Raw genomic sequence first — 13,345 nt, forward strand, 5'->3', positions numbered from 1 at the left:
TGCGAAAGATGAGGGGCGGTCAGCGAATGCAGGGCTCAGATGAACTTCTGGCCCGCGAGGAACTCAGCGAGCTGCTTGCCGCCCTCGCCCTCGTCCTTGACGATCGTGCCCGCGGTGCGGGCCGGGCGCTCGGCCGCGCCGTCGACCGTGGTGTAGGCACCCTCCAGGCCGACCTCCTCGGCCTCCAGGTCCAGGTCGGACAGGTCCCAGGACTCCACCGGCTTCTTCTTGGCGGCCATGATGCCCTTGAAGGACGGGTAACGGGCCTCGCCCGACTGGTCGGTCACGGACACGACCGCCGGGAGGGAGGCCTCCAGGTTCTCCGAGGCGGCGTCGCCGTCGCGGCGGCCCTTGACCGTGCCGTCCTCGACGGAGACCTCGGAGAGCAGGGTGACCTGCGGGACGCCCAGGCGCTCGGCGAGCAGCGCGGGCACGACGCCCATGGTGCCGTCGGTGGAGGCCATGCCGGAGATGACGAGGTCGTAGCCGGCCTTCTCGATCGCCTTGGCCAGGACCAGGGAGGTGCCGATGGCGTCGGTGCCGTGGATGTCGTCGTCCTCGACGTGGATCGCCTTGTCAGCGCCCATGGACAGCGCCTTGCGCAGGGCGTCCTTGGCGTCCTCGGGGCCCACCGTCAGGACGGTGATCTCCACGTCGTCGTCGGAGTTCTCGGAGATCTGCAGCGCCTGCTCGACCGCGTACTCGTCGAGCTCGGAGAGCAGACCGTCCACGTCGTCCCGGTCGACGGTCAGGTCATCGGCGAAGTGCCGGTCGCCAGTGGCGTCGGGCACGTACTTCACAGTGACAACGATCCTCAAGCTCACGCCGGCTCTCCTACTGCATCGTCATTTCCATGCTGCCTACTTGCAGGCAGCATAGGCGCCTCTAGCGTCCGATCCCGGTCGGGGCGAACCCACGCCCCGAGCGAAATATTACTCGTCAGTACACCCAGTTCGTTCCCGCTAAGCAAGCGCTTTGAACTGTGACCTTCGCAACGCAGCGTAACCGGAACTCGACGGTCACGCAGCCCGGGGGGCACCCGGCTCAGTCGCCCAGACGCTGGAAACGTCCCTGGTGGTAGAGGAGCGGACGACCGGTGCCGGTGGGGTCGCCGTGCACGACCTCGGCGAGCACGATCCGGTGGTCCCCGGCGGGCACGCGCGCGACGACCCGGCCCACCAGCCAGGCGAGCACGCCGTCGAGGACGGGAACGCCCTCGGGCCCCTCCCGCCAAGCGGTGGGCGGGCCGAAGCGGTCGACGCCGCTGCGGGCGAAGGTCGCGGCCAGCTCCTGCTGATGCTCACCGAGGATGTGGACACCGACGTGGTCCGCCGCCGCGATCGCGGGCCAGCTGGAGGAGCCGGTGCCGACCCCGAAGGACAGCAGGGGCGGTTCGGCGGAGACGGACGTCAGGGAGGTCGCGGTGAAGCCCACCGGCCCCGCCTCGCCACGAGCGGTGACGACGGCGACTCCCGCCGCGTGCCGCCGGAAGACCGAGCGCAGGAGGTCGGGCGTGGCGAGGAGGTCCGCAGGCATGGGGTCAGGCTGACGATAATTGGTACGCGCAGTCAAGTTCGTTCCGTGATGTGGGAGATGGCTCACGGACCGCGTCACGCCGGTCACACCGCCTCCCCCAGCGCGGCGATCACGTCGGCCTTGCGCGGCTGCCCGGTGGCCCGCCGCACCACCCGGCCGTCGGCGTCCAGGACCAGCACGGTCGGGGTCTTGAGGATGTCCAGCCGCCGCACGAGGTCCAGATGGGCCTCGGCGTCGATCTCGACGTGGGCCACACCCGGGACCACACCGGCGACCTCGCCGAGGACCCGCCGGGTCGCCCGGCACGGCGCGCAGAACGCGCTGGAGAACTGCACGAGCGTGGCCCGCTCGCCGAGCTCCGCGCCCAGTTCCGCCGCATCGAGCCGTTTGCCGTCGTCGCGCCCGCGCACCCGCACTCTCCCGCTCCGCCGCCGCTGCAGCACTCCGTAGGCGCTCGCCGCCGCGAGCACCACCACGCACACCACCAGTCCGGTCATCACCTGCTGCAAGCGTTCACGAGACCGCAAAGATTCCCGGCCCCGCCACCCGCCCGTTCTGCGGAATGCTTGGTTCCCATGGACATCGATGTGAGAGGACCGCGGTTCGGCGCGGCCGTCACGGCCGCCGTCCTGGCGGTCGTTCTGGTCACCGGGAGCGCCTGGCTGCTGGCCTGGCAGACGCTGGCTTTCCTGCTCGGAGCGGCGGGCGGGGTCCGCCGCTCCCCGTACGGCCTGCTGTTCGCCAGGGCCGTGCGGCCGCGGCTCGGACCGCCGACCGCGTTCGAAGCGCCCGAACCGCCGCGTTTCGCCCAGGTGGTGGGGCTGCTTTTCGCCGGACTCGGGCTCGTCGGCTACACCCTGGGCCCCGGCTGGCTGGGACTCGCGGCGACCGGCGCCGCGCTCGCCGCCGCCTTCCTCAATGCTGCGTTCGGGTACTGCCTGGGCTGCGAGTTGTACCTGCTCGGGCGGCGGGTGGCGGTCCGCGCGGAGTAATGGGCGCGCAAAAGCACGAGGTGGGAAGCGGCGGGCGACGTGACGAGAATCTCGCCGCCGACGGGCACGAGGACTGGCTACCCGGCCGTTCTTCGGGCACGATCTGCGACAAGCCGTAAACCTACGGCTGCGTAACTTTCCACTGGGAATCCCTTCCCAGGCAGAGCAGGAAGGGGCCGGCCCGCCCATGGCAGAGCTCGTCTACCGTCCCGTCGTCGGTTTCGCCCGCACGCTGTTCAAGGTGTGGGACCTCAAGATCGACCTCCAGGGTTCGGAGAACATCCCGCGCTCGGGCGGCGCCGTGCTGGTGAGCAATCACATCAGCTACCTGGACTTCGTCTTCGACGGCCTGGCGGCCCTGCCGCAGAAGCGTCTCGTGCGTTTCATGGCGAAGGAGTCCGTCTTCCGGCACCGCATCTCCGGCCCGCTGATGCGCGGCATGAAGCACATCCCGGTGGACCGCAAGCAGGGCGAGGCGGCCTACGCGCACGCCCTGGACTCGCTGCGGTCCGGCGAGATCGTCGGGGTCTTCCCGGAGGCGACGATCTCGCAGTCGTTCACGCTGAAGAGCTTCAAGTCGGGCGCCGCGCGTCTGGCCCAGGAGGCCGGCGTCCCGCTGATCCCGATGGCGGTGTGGGGCACGCAGCGGCTGTGGACCAAGGGTCACCCGCGCAACTTCAAGCGCAGCCACATCCCCATCACGATCCGGGTGGGCGAGGCGATCGAGGCCTCCCGCGACAAGTACGCGGGCGCCATCACACGCCAGCTGCGCGAGCGTGTGCAGGAGCTCCTCGAAGCCGCCCAGCGCGCCTACCCCGTCCGCCCGAAGGGCCCGGACGACACCTGGTGGATGCCGGCCCACCTCGGCGGCACGGCCCCGACGCCGGAGCAGGTGCGGGCGGCAGAGGCGCACTGACGCCCGCCCGGCCCGAACTCAGGCGGAGGACTCCGGAGCACGGACGGCGATGTCCGCTCCGGGGCTGAATTTCGCCAGCAGTTCGGCGAGTTCCGCGCCGGCCGCCGTCACCTCGGCGACCGGCATCGGCGCCAGGCTCTCCAGCAGGAAGATGCCGGACGTCGTCCGCTCGGTGAGCCGGGTGCGCGGGCCCTGGCGCCAGTTCCAGCGGCGGCAGGTCACGCCGGCGTCGTCGCGCCACACGACTTCGCCCGCGTCGGGGTGCTCGACGGTCTCCTCGCCCCCGGCGACGGTCACGAAGTCCTCCTCTCCCGTGGCGCGGATCAGGCGCATGCCGCCTTCGACGCGGTCGGCGTCCTCGCCGCCGACGGGGATCAGATGGGCGACGGAAACCGCGTTGTAGAGGTCGACGAGCAGGTTGATGCGCGGCAGCCCGGCCTCCGAGAGGGCCCGCTTGGCCAGCGCCTCCGCGGAGTTGCGGGTACGGGACGGCTTCGAGCCGAACGCGGTGTAGGTCTCGCGCCATGCGGCCATGTGCGGGTCCTCGTGCGGGGCGCGGCCGTCCAGGCGTACGGCGAGCCGGCGGGCCGCATCGTCCAGCAGGGCCGAGCTTGCTTCACTGCTCGGCCCGTTGACCAGGCCGTGCGCCTCGATCGCGACGTGCGTGAAACCGGGGGCGAGTGCGCGTACGTCCTCGGACACGGTCAGTGTGAGCCTCATGGTCGCCTTGCCTCAGAGTGCGATGGGGAGTGTCTGCCACAGGTGCGGCCGGTCGCGCGCTGCCGTGAGGGCGTCCAGCACCACCGGATGTGGTGCAGCATACAAGACCGGGTAGTCCAGTTCATTGGACGCCGGGTCGGGCAGGAAGGCCAGCCGCTCACCGTCGAGGGAGAACTGGGCGTTGACGCCGGGTTTGTTGCCCCGGGGGTCCTGCCGGTGCCACGCGCCGTTGAACCGCACGGCGACCAGCCCGTGCACCTCCTCGAACTTCTGGTAGCACAGCGCGGTGGGGATGTCCTCGGCCCGCAGCAGGGCGGCCAGCGCGTGGGCCTTGGCGTAGCAGATGCCGGTGCGCCGCTCCAGGACGTCCGAGGCGCGCCAGGTGACGCGGAGATCGCCGGAGTCCTGCGAGTGCGGAATGGTGTCGCGCACGAACTCGAAGGCCGCCCGCGCATAGTCATACGAGTCGGCCACCCCGGCGGCGAGCCTCCCCGCCGTTTCACGCACGAGCGGATGATGATGGTCGATCGCCTCGTCAGCGGCCAAGTAGGCGGAGAGGTCCGGCGTTTGCTGGATCAGCTGCATACAGGCAGAGCGTAGGAAGGGATCACCGCCCCGTCAATCCTTTTACGCTCTGCCGTATACCTATGCAGGCGCCTAGCGGGCCATCTCCTCCTTCAGCGCTGCCAGGAACGCGTCCACGTCGTCCTCGGTCGTGTCGAAGCCGCACATCCAGCGGACGTCGCCCGCGGCCTCGTCCCAGAAGTAGAAGCGGAACCGCTTCTGGAGGCGCTCGCTCACGTCGTGGGGCAGGCGGGCGAAGACCGCGTTGACCTGCACCGGGTAGAGGACCTCCACACCGTGCACGGCCCGCACGCCCTCGGCGAGCCGCTGGGCCATCTCGTTGGCGTGCCCGGCGTTGCGCAGCCACAGGTCGCGGGCGAACAGGGCCTCCAGCTGCACCGACACGAAGCGCATCTTGGAGGCGAGCTGCATGGACAGCTTGCGCAGGTGCTTCATGTGACTGACGGCGTCCTGGTTGAGGACCACGACGGCCTCGCCGAACATGGCCCCGTTCTTCGTGCCGCCCAGGGAGAGGATGTCGACGCCGGCGGCGTTGGTGAGCGTCCGCATCGGGACGTTCAGGGTGGCGGCGGCGTTGGCCAGCCGCGAGCCGTCCAGGTGCACCTTCATGCCGTGCGCGTGGGCGTGCTCGCAGAGGGCGCGTATCTCCTCCGGCGTGTAGACCGTGCCCAGCTCGGTGGCCTGGGCGATGGAGACCACCTGCGGCATCGCCCGGTGCTCGTCGTCCCAGCCGTAGGCCTGCCGGTCGATCAGCTCGGGCGTGAGCTTGCCGTCGGGTGCCGGGACGGTCAGCAGCTTCAGACCGCCGACCCGCTCCGGGGCGCCGCACTCGTCGACGTTGATGTGCGCGCTCTCGGCGCAGATCACCGCGCCCCAGCGGTCGGTGACCGCCTGGAGCGCGACGACGTTCGCGCCGGTGCCGTTGAAGACCGGGAACGCCTCGGCCGTGGGTCCGAAGTGGCTGCGGATCACCTGCTGGAGGTTCTCGGTGTAGGCGTCCTCGCCGTACGCGACCTGGTGCCCGCCGTTGGCCAGGGTCAGGGCGGCGAGGACCTCCGGGTGGACACCGGAGTAGTTGTCGCTGGCGAAACCGCGGACCTCGGGGTCGTGATGACGACGGGCGTCGGTCTTCGGCGGGTTCACGGCTTCTCGGTGAGCCACAGACGGTTTCCGTTCACTTCGGCGGCGGGCTTCTCCCAGACCTTGGCGATGGCCTCGGCCAGGTCCTTGACGTCGGTGAAGCCCGCGAACTTCGCGTTGGGCCGATCGGCGCGCATCGCGTCGTGGACCAGCGCCTTCACCACCAGGATCGCAGCAGCCGACGTCGGCCCCTCGGCACCCCCGGCCTTGCGGAAGTAGTCCGCCATGGCCAGCGTCCACGCCTCGGCCGCCGCCTTGCCGGCCGCGTAGGCGGCGTTGCCCGCGGTGGGCTTGCTGGCGCCCGCGGCGCTGATCAGCACGTACCGGCCGCGGTCGCTGCGCTGGAGCGCCTCGTGGAAGGCCAGCGAGGTGTGCTGCACGGTGCGCACCAGCAGCATCTCCAGGAAGTCCCAGTCGTCGAGGCTGGTCCGGGTGAAGGTCTCGCTGCCGCGCCAGCCGCCGACGAGGTGGACCAGGCCGTCGACGCGGCCGAAGTCCTTCTCGATACGGGTGGCCCAGTCGCGGGTGGCCCCCAGGTCCAGCAGATCGACCGTGTCACCGGTGACGGTGGCGCCGCCGGTCGCGTAGCTCGCCGCGTCCACCGCCTCCGCCAGCCGCTCCGGGTCGTTGTCCGACCCGATGACGGTCGCACCCGCCTCGGCCAGCCTGAGCAGTGCGGCCCGGCCGGCGGGCCCGCCCGCTCCGGCCACCGCGATCACCGCACCGCTGAGCGCCCCGTTCCCCATGATCTTCGCCTCCTGAGCAGTGTTCCCGGTACGCCGATCGCTCACGCGGCGATCCGCTCGCCGCTGTCCGCCGTGATGCCCTTGGTGGAGGCGATCACGTTCTTCAGCTTCTTGGACAGAGCCTCATAGAACATGCTCAGCGGAAACTCGTCCGGAAGCACGTCATCGACGAGTTTGCGCGGCGGCTGCGTCGTGTCCAGGGCGTCGGGGCCCTTGGCCCACTTGGAGCCCGGGTGCGGGGAGAGGTACGTGGAGACCAGCTCGTACCCGGCGAACCAGTGGACGAGCTTCGGGCGGTCGATGCCGTCGCGGTACAGGTTCTCGATCTCGGCGCACAGCTGGTTGGTGACCTGCGGGGCGCGCTCCCAGTCGATGGTGAGCTTGTTGTCGGTCCAGCGGACGACGTCGTGCTTGTGCAGGTAGGCGAAGAGGAGCTGGCCACCCAGGCCGTCGTAGTTGCGCACGCGCTCGCCGGTGACCGGGAAGCGGAACATGCGGTCGAAGAGCACCGCGACCTGCACGTCACGGGCTTGCGGTACGCCGTCGGCCGAAAGCTTCACGGCCTCCTTGAAGGCGGTGAGGTCGCAGCGCAGCTCCTCCAGGCCGTACATCCAGAACGGCTGGCGCTGCTTGATCATGAACGGGTCGAAGGGCAGGTCGCCGTGGCTGTGGGTGCGGTCGTGGACCATGTCCCACAGGACGAACGCCTCCTCGCAGCGCTTCTGGTCGTGGACCATCGCGGCGACGTCCTCGGGCAGCTCCAGGCCGAGGATGTCGACGGCGGCGTCGGTCACACGGCGGAAGCGGGCGGCCTCGCGGTCGCAGAAGATGCCGCCCCAGGTGAATCGTTCCGGCGCCTCGCGCACGGCGATGGTCTCGGGGAACAGGACGGCCGAGTTGGTGTCGTAGCCGGCCGTGAAGTCCTCGAACTTGATGCCGCAGAACAGCGGGTTGTCGTAGCGGGTGCGCTCCAGCTCGGCCAGCCAGTCCGGCCAGACCATGCGCAGCACGACCGCTTCGAGGTTGCGGTCCGGGTTGCCGTTCTGGGTGTACATCGGGAAGACGACGAGGTGCTGGAGGCCGTCCGCGCGGTTCGCGGCGGGCTGGAACGCCAGCAGCGAGTCGAGGAAGTCGGGCACCTGGAAGCCGCTGTCGGCCCACCGGGTCAGATCCTTGACCAGGGCGTCGTGGTAGGCACCGTCGTGCGGGAGCAGCGGGGAGAGTTCCCGGACGGCGTCGGCGACCTGGCGGACCGCGAGCTCGGCGTCGGCCGGGTCGGGCGCGCCCTCGGCGTCGAAGTCGATCGACCCGTCCTTGGACTGCCATGGCCGGATCCGCTCCACGGCATCCTTGAGCACGGGCCATGCCGGGTGCTCGACCACCCTGGCCACGGGAGGAAGACCTTCCTCCGAACCCACCTGCACAAGAATTTCCGTCATGTCCCACCTTCCACGGGAGAATCTCACGTATGCAGACCGTATACACACGAGGTTCCTCCCAGCAAGGGTGAACCCGGGAAATTATCCTGCCCGACCCTGTGCTTCACCGCACTTTTTCCTGTCGGTCATGCTTCTGCCCGAATGCGCGGCGACCATGCCCTCACTCTCTGCACAGGGCGGGTCCAGGCGATACGGTCAGGGGGGCCTTCAGGCCCCCCACTGCCGCCTGTCGACGGAAGAGAGTCGCGTCTTGAACTTCCTCACCATCGGTCACCGCGGAGTCATGGGTGTGGAGCCCGAGAACACCCTCCGGTCCTTCGTCGCCGCCCAGGAGGCGGGCCTGGACGCCATCGAACTCGATCTGCACCTGAGCAAGGACGGCGCGCTCGTCGTCATGCACGACACGGATGTGGACCGCACGACCGACGGCACCGGGCCCATCGCCGAGAAGACCCTCGCCGAGCTGCGGGCCCTGGACGCGGGCCGGGGCGAGCGGGTCCCGGTCTTCGAGGAGGTCCTGGAGGCCGTCCACACGCCGCTGCAGGCGGAGATCAAGGACGCGCAGGCGGCGCGGGCGCTGGCCGAGGTGATGAACCGGCGCGGGCTGGCGGACCGCGTGGAGGTGTCCTCGTTCCACGACGAGGCGATCGCAGAGATCAAACCGCTGGTGCCGGGGGTGCGCACCGCGCTGATCGCCAGCCGCTACGGCACGGACATCGTGGACCGCGCCGTCCAGGCCGGGGCCGAGACCGTCTGCCTGAACATCCGCCGGCTCACCCTGGAGATCGTGGAGCGGGCCCGCAAGGCCGACCTGAGGATCATCGGCTGGGTGGTGAACACGCAGGACCAGCTGCGGCTGGTCCGGGCCTTCGGCCTGGACGGCGCGACCACCGACCACCCGGACATCAAGCGAACGGGCCGTTTCACGGCCTAGTGACTACGCGAGCTCCTTCACCAGCAGCTCGAACTGCAGGTCGTCGCGCTGCGGGACGCCGAAGCGCTCGTCGCCGTACGGGAACGGGGTCATCCGTCCCGTACGGCGGTAGCCGCGCCGCTCGTACCAGGCGATGAGGTCGTCGCGCACGGAGATCACGGTCATCTGCATCTCCTTGGCGCCCCAGGTCTCGCGCGCCTGCCGCTCCGCCTCCGCGATGATCACCTTGCCGAGCCCCGCTCCCTGGAGCAGGGGGCTGACGGCGAACATCCCGAAGTAGGCGTGCTCGCCCTGGTGCTCCAGCTGGCAGCAGGCGACGATCCTGCCGTCCCGCTCCACCGTCAGGAGCCGGCTGTCGGGTGACTTGACGACCTCCAGCACGCCCTCGGGATCGGTGCGCTGCCCTTCGAGGATGTCCGCCTCGGTGGTCCACCCGGCCCTGCTGTCGTCGCCCCGGTACGCCGACTCGATCAGCGCGACCAGCTCGTCCACGTCGGCGTCGGTGGCGTCGCGGAAGGTCAGTGCGGTGGCGGCGGTCTCCATGGGCGTACGTCTCCGTCTTCCTGGCACGGCTCGGGCAGGGATGAGAGTAACGCCACCACTAAGCTCCGCCGCATGGTGCATGTACTCAGCAGCCGGATCCTGCTCCGCCCCACCGACACGGAGCGGTCGCGTGCCTTCTACGGCGAGCAGCTGGGCCTCGCCGTGTACCGCGAGTTCGGCACGGGACCCGAGCGCGGCACGGTCTTCTTCCTGGGCGGCGGCTTCCTGGAGGTCTCGGGCCGGTCCGAGACGCCTTCGGCGCCCACCGTACGGCTGTGGCTGCAGGTCGACGACGTGGCGGCGGCGCAGGAGGAGCTGCGGGCGAAGGGCGTGGAGATCGTGCGGCCGCCGGTGCGGGAACCCTGGGGGCTGATCGAGATGTGGATCGCCGACCCCGACGGGACGCCGATCGTGCTGGTGCAGGTACCGGCGGACCATCCGATCCGCTACCGGCCCGGCATCTGAGGCCGGGCCGGGCGGTCCGGGCGGTGCGCACACCACCGGGTTTCCCGGATGGCAGGGAGCCCCGGGGGCGGCTTAGCGTGCTGGAGGGGGTGCCCGGGGACTGTCCCCGCCGTTCGCGGAAGGAACGCCATGAAGCTCGACGCACCGGTGACCGGCGGCCCCTGCTGGACCGAGCTGGGGACCAGTGACCTGGACGCGGCCCGGCGGTTCTACACGCGGCTGTTCGGCTGGCGGCCCGAGACCGACGCGCGTCAGGAGGCCGGCGGCTACACCGTCGCCCATCTCGGGGACGCGGCCGTGGCCGCGCTCGCCCCGCTGTACCAGCCGTCGCAGCCGGTCGCGTGGAACGTGTCGTTCGCGGTGACCGACGCGGACGCCACCGCCCGTGCGGTGACGGAGGCGGGCGGGACACTGCTGTTCGGCCCGACGGACGTGTTCGACGTGGGGCGGTTCGCGGTGGCCGCCGATCCGGGCGGTGCCGTGTTCCAGCTGTGGCAGGCGGGGACCTTCCCGGGTGCCGGGCTGTTCAACGCGCCCGGTTCCCTGGGCTGGGTGGAGCTGATGACGCGGGACCCGGAGGGGGCCGTGTCCTTCTACACGCGGGTGTTCGGCTGGACGGTCGCCCCGTCGGACCGCTACACCCAGTGGGGCGTCGGCGGTGCGGACTTCGGCGGCATGGTGACGATGGACGACAAGTTCCCGCCCGAGGTACCGGCGCACTGGCTGCCGTACTTCGCCGTGGCCGACGTGGACGAGACGACCGCCGTCGTCCAGCAGCACGGCACGGTCCTGATGGTGCCCACCTCCGTGCCCGACGGGCCGCGCATCGCGGTGCTGCGGGACCCGCAGGGGGCGGTGTTCGGCGTGTACCGGGCGGGGGACGAGGCCTGAGCCGGCGTCGTCGCATCCGCTCCTGCGGGACCACCACCGCCGGGCCCGCCGGTGATCAGGCCCGCAGAACGCCGAGACGCCCCTCCAGCTGACTGAGCAATTCCCCCAGCAAAGCGGCGAGTTCACCCTGCTCGGGGCCGTCCACGCCGGACAGCACGGCCGTCTCGTAGGCGAGCTGGACGGGCAGGATCGCGTCGACGAGGTCGCGTCCGGCGTCGGTGAGGCGGAGGTGGACGACCCGGCGGTCCCGGGTGTCGCCCCGCCGTTCGACCAGACCGCGCTCGGTCAGCTGCTTCAGGCGTTTGGTGACGGCGGCCCCCGAGGAGAAGGTCTCCCTGGCCAGGTCCCCGGGCGTCAGTTCGTGCCCGGTGCGACGCAGCGCACCCAGCAGATCGAACTCGGGGCGGCTGAGCCCGGCCCGGCGCAACGGAGCGTCCTCGGCCTGCTGCAGCAGGGCTGCGCAGCGGTTGATCCGCCCGATGATCTCCATCGGCCCGGTGTCGAGCCCGGGGTGCACGGCCCGCCACTGCCGGACGACGGCGGCGACGGTGTCGCCCCGGCGCCCGCCGCCCGGGCGATCATCACCGGACGCCTGGACCCCCTCGCCCCCGGTCGTCGCCTCCTCCCGCCCCTCCCCCACCGGCTCTGCCCCGGCCCCCGGCCGCTGGGCCCGTCCCGCGTCGCTCCCCGTGGGCGATGGTCCTTCGGTCGGCGTCATGGCCGTGCGTCCTCCGTTTCGCTGGCCGGGTCCCGGTCCGGGAGCAGGCCCTGGCGTCGGGCCGTCGCGGCGAGCGTACGGTGTCCGGACTGTTCGGCGAGCACGACCCGCTCCTGGGGCAGAGCCCGCTGCCACCATTCACCGGCGGCGGCGTCGGCCGTGGCGCGCAGCTCGGCCAGCGCGGCGGCCAGGCCGCGGCGGGCGGATTGCAGGGCAGCGGTGCCGGGGTCCGGCTCGGCCAGGAGGCGGGCGGCGTGCTCGCGGGCCCGGTCCGCGGCGGTCAGCGCGCGTTCGACGCGGTCGCCCGTACGCCGGTCGGTGACGGCCAGGGCGGCGGCGAACCCGACCAGCGCGCCGACGACGGTGTCCACGACCCGCTCGGTCATCAGCGCCCCGGGCTCCTGGTGCCCGGCGAACTCCGTGATGAGCAGGGCCATGGGCGTCACACAGACGCTGCCGAGCCAGTAGTTGCGGCTGATCAGCACCTCCGCGCCGAAGCTGAAGGCGAGGCAGCACAGCACGAGTGCCACCGGCCCCAGGTGCGCGAGCGGCACGACGGCCAGGAAGACGAGCACGCCGACGACGTTGCCCACCACCCGCTGGACGGTCCGGCTCCAGGTCAGCGCGAGGTTCGCCTGGTAGAGCGAGGCAGCGGTGACCAGCGCCCAGTAGGGGCGGCCGATCCCGAGGGCCAGCGAGGCGTAGCCGGCCAGCGCGCAGCCGAGGGCGGTACGCACGGCGAGCGGGGTCAGCGGGCCGATCCGCGCCCAGAGGGGCCGGGCCGCGTCCACTCCGAGCAGCTCGTCGGCGGCCGCGTCCGGCATTCCGGCCCGCGGGACGGGCCCGGTGCCGCGCAGCGAGCCCGCCCACGCGCGCAGCCGCCCCGCGTCCGCCTCCGCCGGCGCCGCGAGGGCGACCTCGGCGCGGACCACGAGCCGTTCGAGGCCCCTCCTGGTCCGGGAAGGGGCGCTGGTGGACAGCAGCGACTGCCAGGCGGCCTGCACCGCGGCATAGCCGGCGGCGCGGGCCCGGGCATGGCCCTCGCCGGTGCCGCCGGTGTCGGCGTACCCGGCGGCGGCCTTCAGGGCGGCGGCGGTGGCGCGGCGCTCCGGTCCGTGCGGCCGGACGAGCGCGGGTGCCATGCAGACGAGCCAGGCCCAGGCCCCCGTCGCGGCGGTCAGGGCCAGATGGCCGGGCACCTGGCCGAGGGTCTGCGGCGCGAACAGGGAGGCGGAGCTGACGAAGGTGAGCACGACATTGCCGGGCGGGCCGACCCGGGTGGCGTCGCACAGCACCTTCTGCGCGGCGGCCAGCAGCGCGCCGACGGTGACCAGGACGACGGCGCTGCCGGTGAGCGAGGCCGCGACCAGGGCCACGGCGACTCCGCCCAGCATGCCCAGCACCACCCACGCGAGGACGCCGGCCCGGGCGGCGTACGGACGGTTGTGGGCGTACAGCGCGCACAGGGATCCGGCCATCGCGTACATCACGAGGTCGGGCCGGCCGAGCGCCGACAGGGTGAGGGCGGGCGGAGCGATCGAGGCGACGACACTCAGCGCGGGCTTGAACCAGATCTCCGAGGGCCTGCCGAGGCGCAGCACCCCCGCCAGCGGGAAGCACCGGGCGGGTGGGGTGGCGGAGGCGGGTGTAGCACTGCTCATGAGGACAACCTTAACAGGTGTTTTACTCGTAAAAGATATCTCCTCACCTGGTGCGCTCC

16 protein-coding genes are annotated in these 13,345 nt (G+C 71.4%); 5 read left to right on the forward strand and 11 right to left on the reverse strand.

The window, feature by feature from the left end; translation table 11 throughout:
• Nucleotides 1–35: 35 nt before the first annotated feature.
• From HNR57_RS22940 to HNR57_RS22950, 3 genes are all read right to left on the reverse strand, one after another.
• Nucleotides 36–824, reverse strand: a complete 789-nt coding sequence (locus HNR57_RS22940; RefSeq protein ID WP_062925382.1) for an electron transfer flavoprotein subunit beta/FixA family protein — start codon at nucleotides 822–824, stop codon at nucleotides 36–38.
• A 220-nt stretch (nucleotides 825–1,044) separates the two neighbouring features.
• Nucleotides 1,045–1,536 carry a flavin reductase family protein gene (locus tag HNR57_RS22945; RefSeq protein ID WP_184562335.1) on the reverse strand — a complete coding sequence of 164 codons (492 nt, stop codon included), beginning with the start codon at nucleotides 1,534–1,536 and terminating at the stop codon, nucleotides 1,045–1,047.
• A gap of 83 nt (nucleotides 1,537–1,619) precedes the next feature.
• Nucleotides 1,620–2,033, reverse strand: coding sequence for a thioredoxin family protein (locus HNR57_RS22950; RefSeq protein ID WP_184562984.1), 414 nt, complete (start codon nucleotides 2,031–2,033; stop codon nucleotides 1,620–1,622).
• Nucleotides 2,034–2,111: 78 nt separating this feature from the next.
• On the opposite strand from HNR57_RS22950, the gene HNR57_RS22955 reads away from it, so the two are divergent.
• Both HNR57_RS22955 and HNR57_RS22960 read left to right on the forward strand, forming a co-directional pair.
• Nucleotides 2,112–2,528, forward strand: coding sequence for a DUF4395 domain-containing protein (locus HNR57_RS22955; protein WP_184562337.1), 417 nt, complete (start codon nucleotides 2,112–2,114; stop codon nucleotides 2,526–2,528).
• A 187-nt stretch (nucleotides 2,529–2,715) separates the two neighbouring features.
• Nucleotides 2,716–3,444, forward strand: coding sequence for a lysophospholipid acyltransferase family protein (locus HNR57_RS22960; RefSeq protein ID WP_031106604.1), 729 nt, complete (start codon nucleotides 2,716–2,718; stop codon nucleotides 3,442–3,444).
• Between the two features lie 18 nt (nucleotides 3,445–3,462).
• On the opposite strand, the gene HNR57_RS22965 is transcribed toward HNR57_RS22960, so the two are convergent.
• The 5 genes from HNR57_RS22965 to HNR57_RS22985 all read right to left on the reverse strand — a co-directional run bounded on the left by HNR57_RS22965 (nucleotide 3,463) and on the right by HNR57_RS22985 (nucleotide 8,074).
• On the reverse strand, nucleotides 3,463–4,164 hold the full coding sequence (locus HNR57_RS22965) for a B3/B4 domain-containing protein (RefSeq protein ID WP_184562339.1): 702 nt from the start codon (nucleotides 4,162–4,164) through the stop codon (nucleotides 3,463–3,465).
• A gap of 12 nt (nucleotides 4,165–4,176) precedes the next feature.
• Nucleotides 4,177–4,749, reverse strand: coding sequence for a transglutaminase domain-containing protein (locus tag HNR57_RS22970; protein WP_184562341.1), 573 nt, complete (start codon nucleotides 4,747–4,749; stop codon nucleotides 4,177–4,179).
• Between the two features lie 72 nt (nucleotides 4,750–4,821).
• Nucleotides 4,822–5,892: a threonine aldolase family protein gene (locus HNR57_RS22975; RefSeq protein WP_184562343.1), complete on the reverse strand. Its 1,071-nt coding sequence runs from the start codon at nucleotides 5,890–5,892 to the stop codon at nucleotides 4,822–4,824.
• Nucleotides 5,889–6,635, reverse strand: a complete 747-nt coding sequence (locus HNR57_RS22980; protein ID WP_184562986.1) for an SDR family NAD(P)-dependent oxidoreductase — start codon at nucleotides 6,633–6,635, stop codon at nucleotides 5,889–5,891. Before HNR57_RS22980 ends, HNR57_RS22975 begins: the two co-directional genes overlap by 4 nt.
• A 41-nt stretch (nucleotides 6,636–6,676) precedes the next feature.
• Nucleotides 6,677–8,074 carry a DUF6421 family protein gene (locus HNR57_RS22985; protein WP_184562345.1) on the reverse strand — a complete coding sequence of 466 codons (1,398 nt, stop codon included), beginning with the start codon at nucleotides 8,072–8,074 and terminating at the stop codon, nucleotides 6,677–6,679.
• 250 nt (nucleotides 8,075–8,324) lie between these two features.
• Between HNR57_RS22985 and HNR57_RS22990 the strand changes: the two genes are divergently transcribed.
• A complete protein-coding gene (locus HNR57_RS22990) occupies nucleotides 8,325–9,008 on the forward strand; it encodes a glycerophosphodiester phosphodiesterase (protein WP_184562347.1) in 684 nt (227 codons plus the stop codon).
• A gap of 3 nt (nucleotides 9,009–9,011) precedes the next feature.
• Here the strand turns inward: HNR57_RS22990 and HNR57_RS22995 are convergent, their stop codons facing one another.
• The gene (locus HNR57_RS22995; RefSeq protein ID WP_184562349.1) at nucleotides 9,012–9,551 is read right to left on the reverse strand and encodes a GNAT family N-acetyltransferase; all 540 of its coding nucleotides are present in this window, start codon (nucleotides 9,549–9,551) and stop codon (nucleotides 9,012–9,014) included.
• 72 nt (nucleotides 9,552–9,623) lie between these two features.
• On the opposite strand from HNR57_RS22995, the gene HNR57_RS23000 reads away from it, so the two are divergent.
• Together HNR57_RS23000 and HNR57_RS23005 are read left to right on the forward strand one after the other, a co-directional pair.
• The gene (locus HNR57_RS23000; RefSeq protein WP_184562351.1) at nucleotides 9,624–10,016 is read left to right on the forward strand and encodes a VOC family protein; all 393 of its coding nucleotides are present in this window, start codon (nucleotides 9,624–9,626) and stop codon (nucleotides 10,014–10,016) included.
• 129 nt (nucleotides 10,017–10,145) lie between these two features.
• Nucleotides 10,146–10,907 (forward strand): VOC family protein, encoded by a 762-nt coding sequence (locus HNR57_RS23005; protein ID WP_184562353.1) that lies wholly within the window; start codon nucleotides 10,146–10,148, stop codon nucleotides 10,905–10,907.
• Nucleotides 10,908–10,962: 55 nt separating this feature from the next.
• Here the strand turns inward: HNR57_RS23005 and HNR57_RS23010 are convergent, their stop codons facing one another.
• On the reverse strand, nucleotides 10,963–11,625 hold the full coding sequence (locus HNR57_RS23010) for a MarR family winged helix-turn-helix transcriptional regulator (RefSeq protein ID WP_184562355.1): 663 nt from the start codon (nucleotides 11,623–11,625) through the stop codon (nucleotides 10,963–10,965).
• Nucleotides 11,622–13,286, reverse strand: coding sequence for an FUSC family protein (locus HNR57_RS23015; RefSeq protein ID WP_184562357.1), 1,665 nt, complete (start codon nucleotides 13,284–13,286; stop codon nucleotides 11,622–11,624). The genes HNR57_RS23010 and HNR57_RS23015 overlap by 4 nt, the downstream gene beginning before the upstream one ends.
• Nucleotides 13,287–13,345 lie beyond the last annotated feature (59 nt).

This window comes from Streptomyces paradoxus, from assembly GCF_014202475.1.
GTDB lineage: Bacteria > Actinomycetota > Actinomycetes > Streptomycetales > Streptomycetaceae > Streptomyces > Streptomyces paradoxus.

Bases quoted from the DNA above. Each gene is read 5' to 3' on its own strand.
- HNR57_RS23005 (WP_184562353.1), top strand. From the start codon at position 10,146: ATGAAGCTCGACGCACCGGTGACCGGCGGCCCCTGCTGGACCGAGCTG.
- HNR57_RS22945 (WP_184562335.1), bottom strand. From the start codon at position 1,536: ATGCCTGCGGACCTCCTCGCCACGCCCGACCTCCTGCGCTCGGTCTTC.
- HNR57_RS22965 (WP_184562339.1), bottom strand. From the start codon at position 4,164: ATGAGGCTCACACTGACCGTGTCCGAGGACGTACGCGCACTCGCCCCC.
- HNR57_RS22960 (WP_031106604.1), top strand. From the start codon at position 2,716: ATGGCAGAGCTCGTCTACCGTCCCGTCGTCGGTTTCGCCCGCACGCTG.
- HNR57_RS22985 (WP_184562345.1), bottom strand. From the start codon at position 8,074: ATGACGGAAATTCTTGTGCAGGTGGGTTCGGAGGAAGGTCTTCCTCCC.
- HNR57_RS23015 (WP_184562357.1), bottom strand. From the start codon at position 13,286: ATGAGCAGTGCTACACCCGCCTCCGCCACCCCACCCGCCCGGTGCTTC.
- HNR57_RS22995 (WP_184562349.1), bottom strand. From the start codon at position 9,551: ATGGAGACCGCCGCCACCGCACTGACCTTCCGCGACGCCACCGACGCC.
- HNR57_RS22970 (WP_184562341.1), bottom strand. From the start codon at position 4,749: ATGCAGCTGATCCAGCAAACGCCGGACCTCTCCGCCTACTTGGCCGCT.
- HNR57_RS23000 (WP_184562351.1), top strand. From the start codon at position 9,624: ATGGTGCATGTACTCAGCAGCCGGATCCTGCTCCGCCCCACCGACACG.
- HNR57_RS22980 (WP_184562986.1), bottom strand. From the start codon at position 6,635: ATGGGGAACGGGGCGCTCAGCGGTGCGGTGATCGCGGTGGCCGGAGCG.
- HNR57_RS23010 (WP_184562355.1), bottom strand. From the start codon at position 11,625: ATGACGCCGACCGAAGGACCATCGCCCACGGGGAGCGACGCGGGACGG.
- HNR57_RS22950 (WP_184562984.1), bottom strand. From the start codon at position 2,033: ATGACCGGACTGGTGGTGTGCGTGGTGGTGCTCGCGGCGGCGAGCGCC.
- HNR57_RS22955 (WP_184562337.1), top strand. From the start codon at position 2,112: ATGGACATCGATGTGAGAGGACCGCGGTTCGGCGCGGCCGTCACGGCC.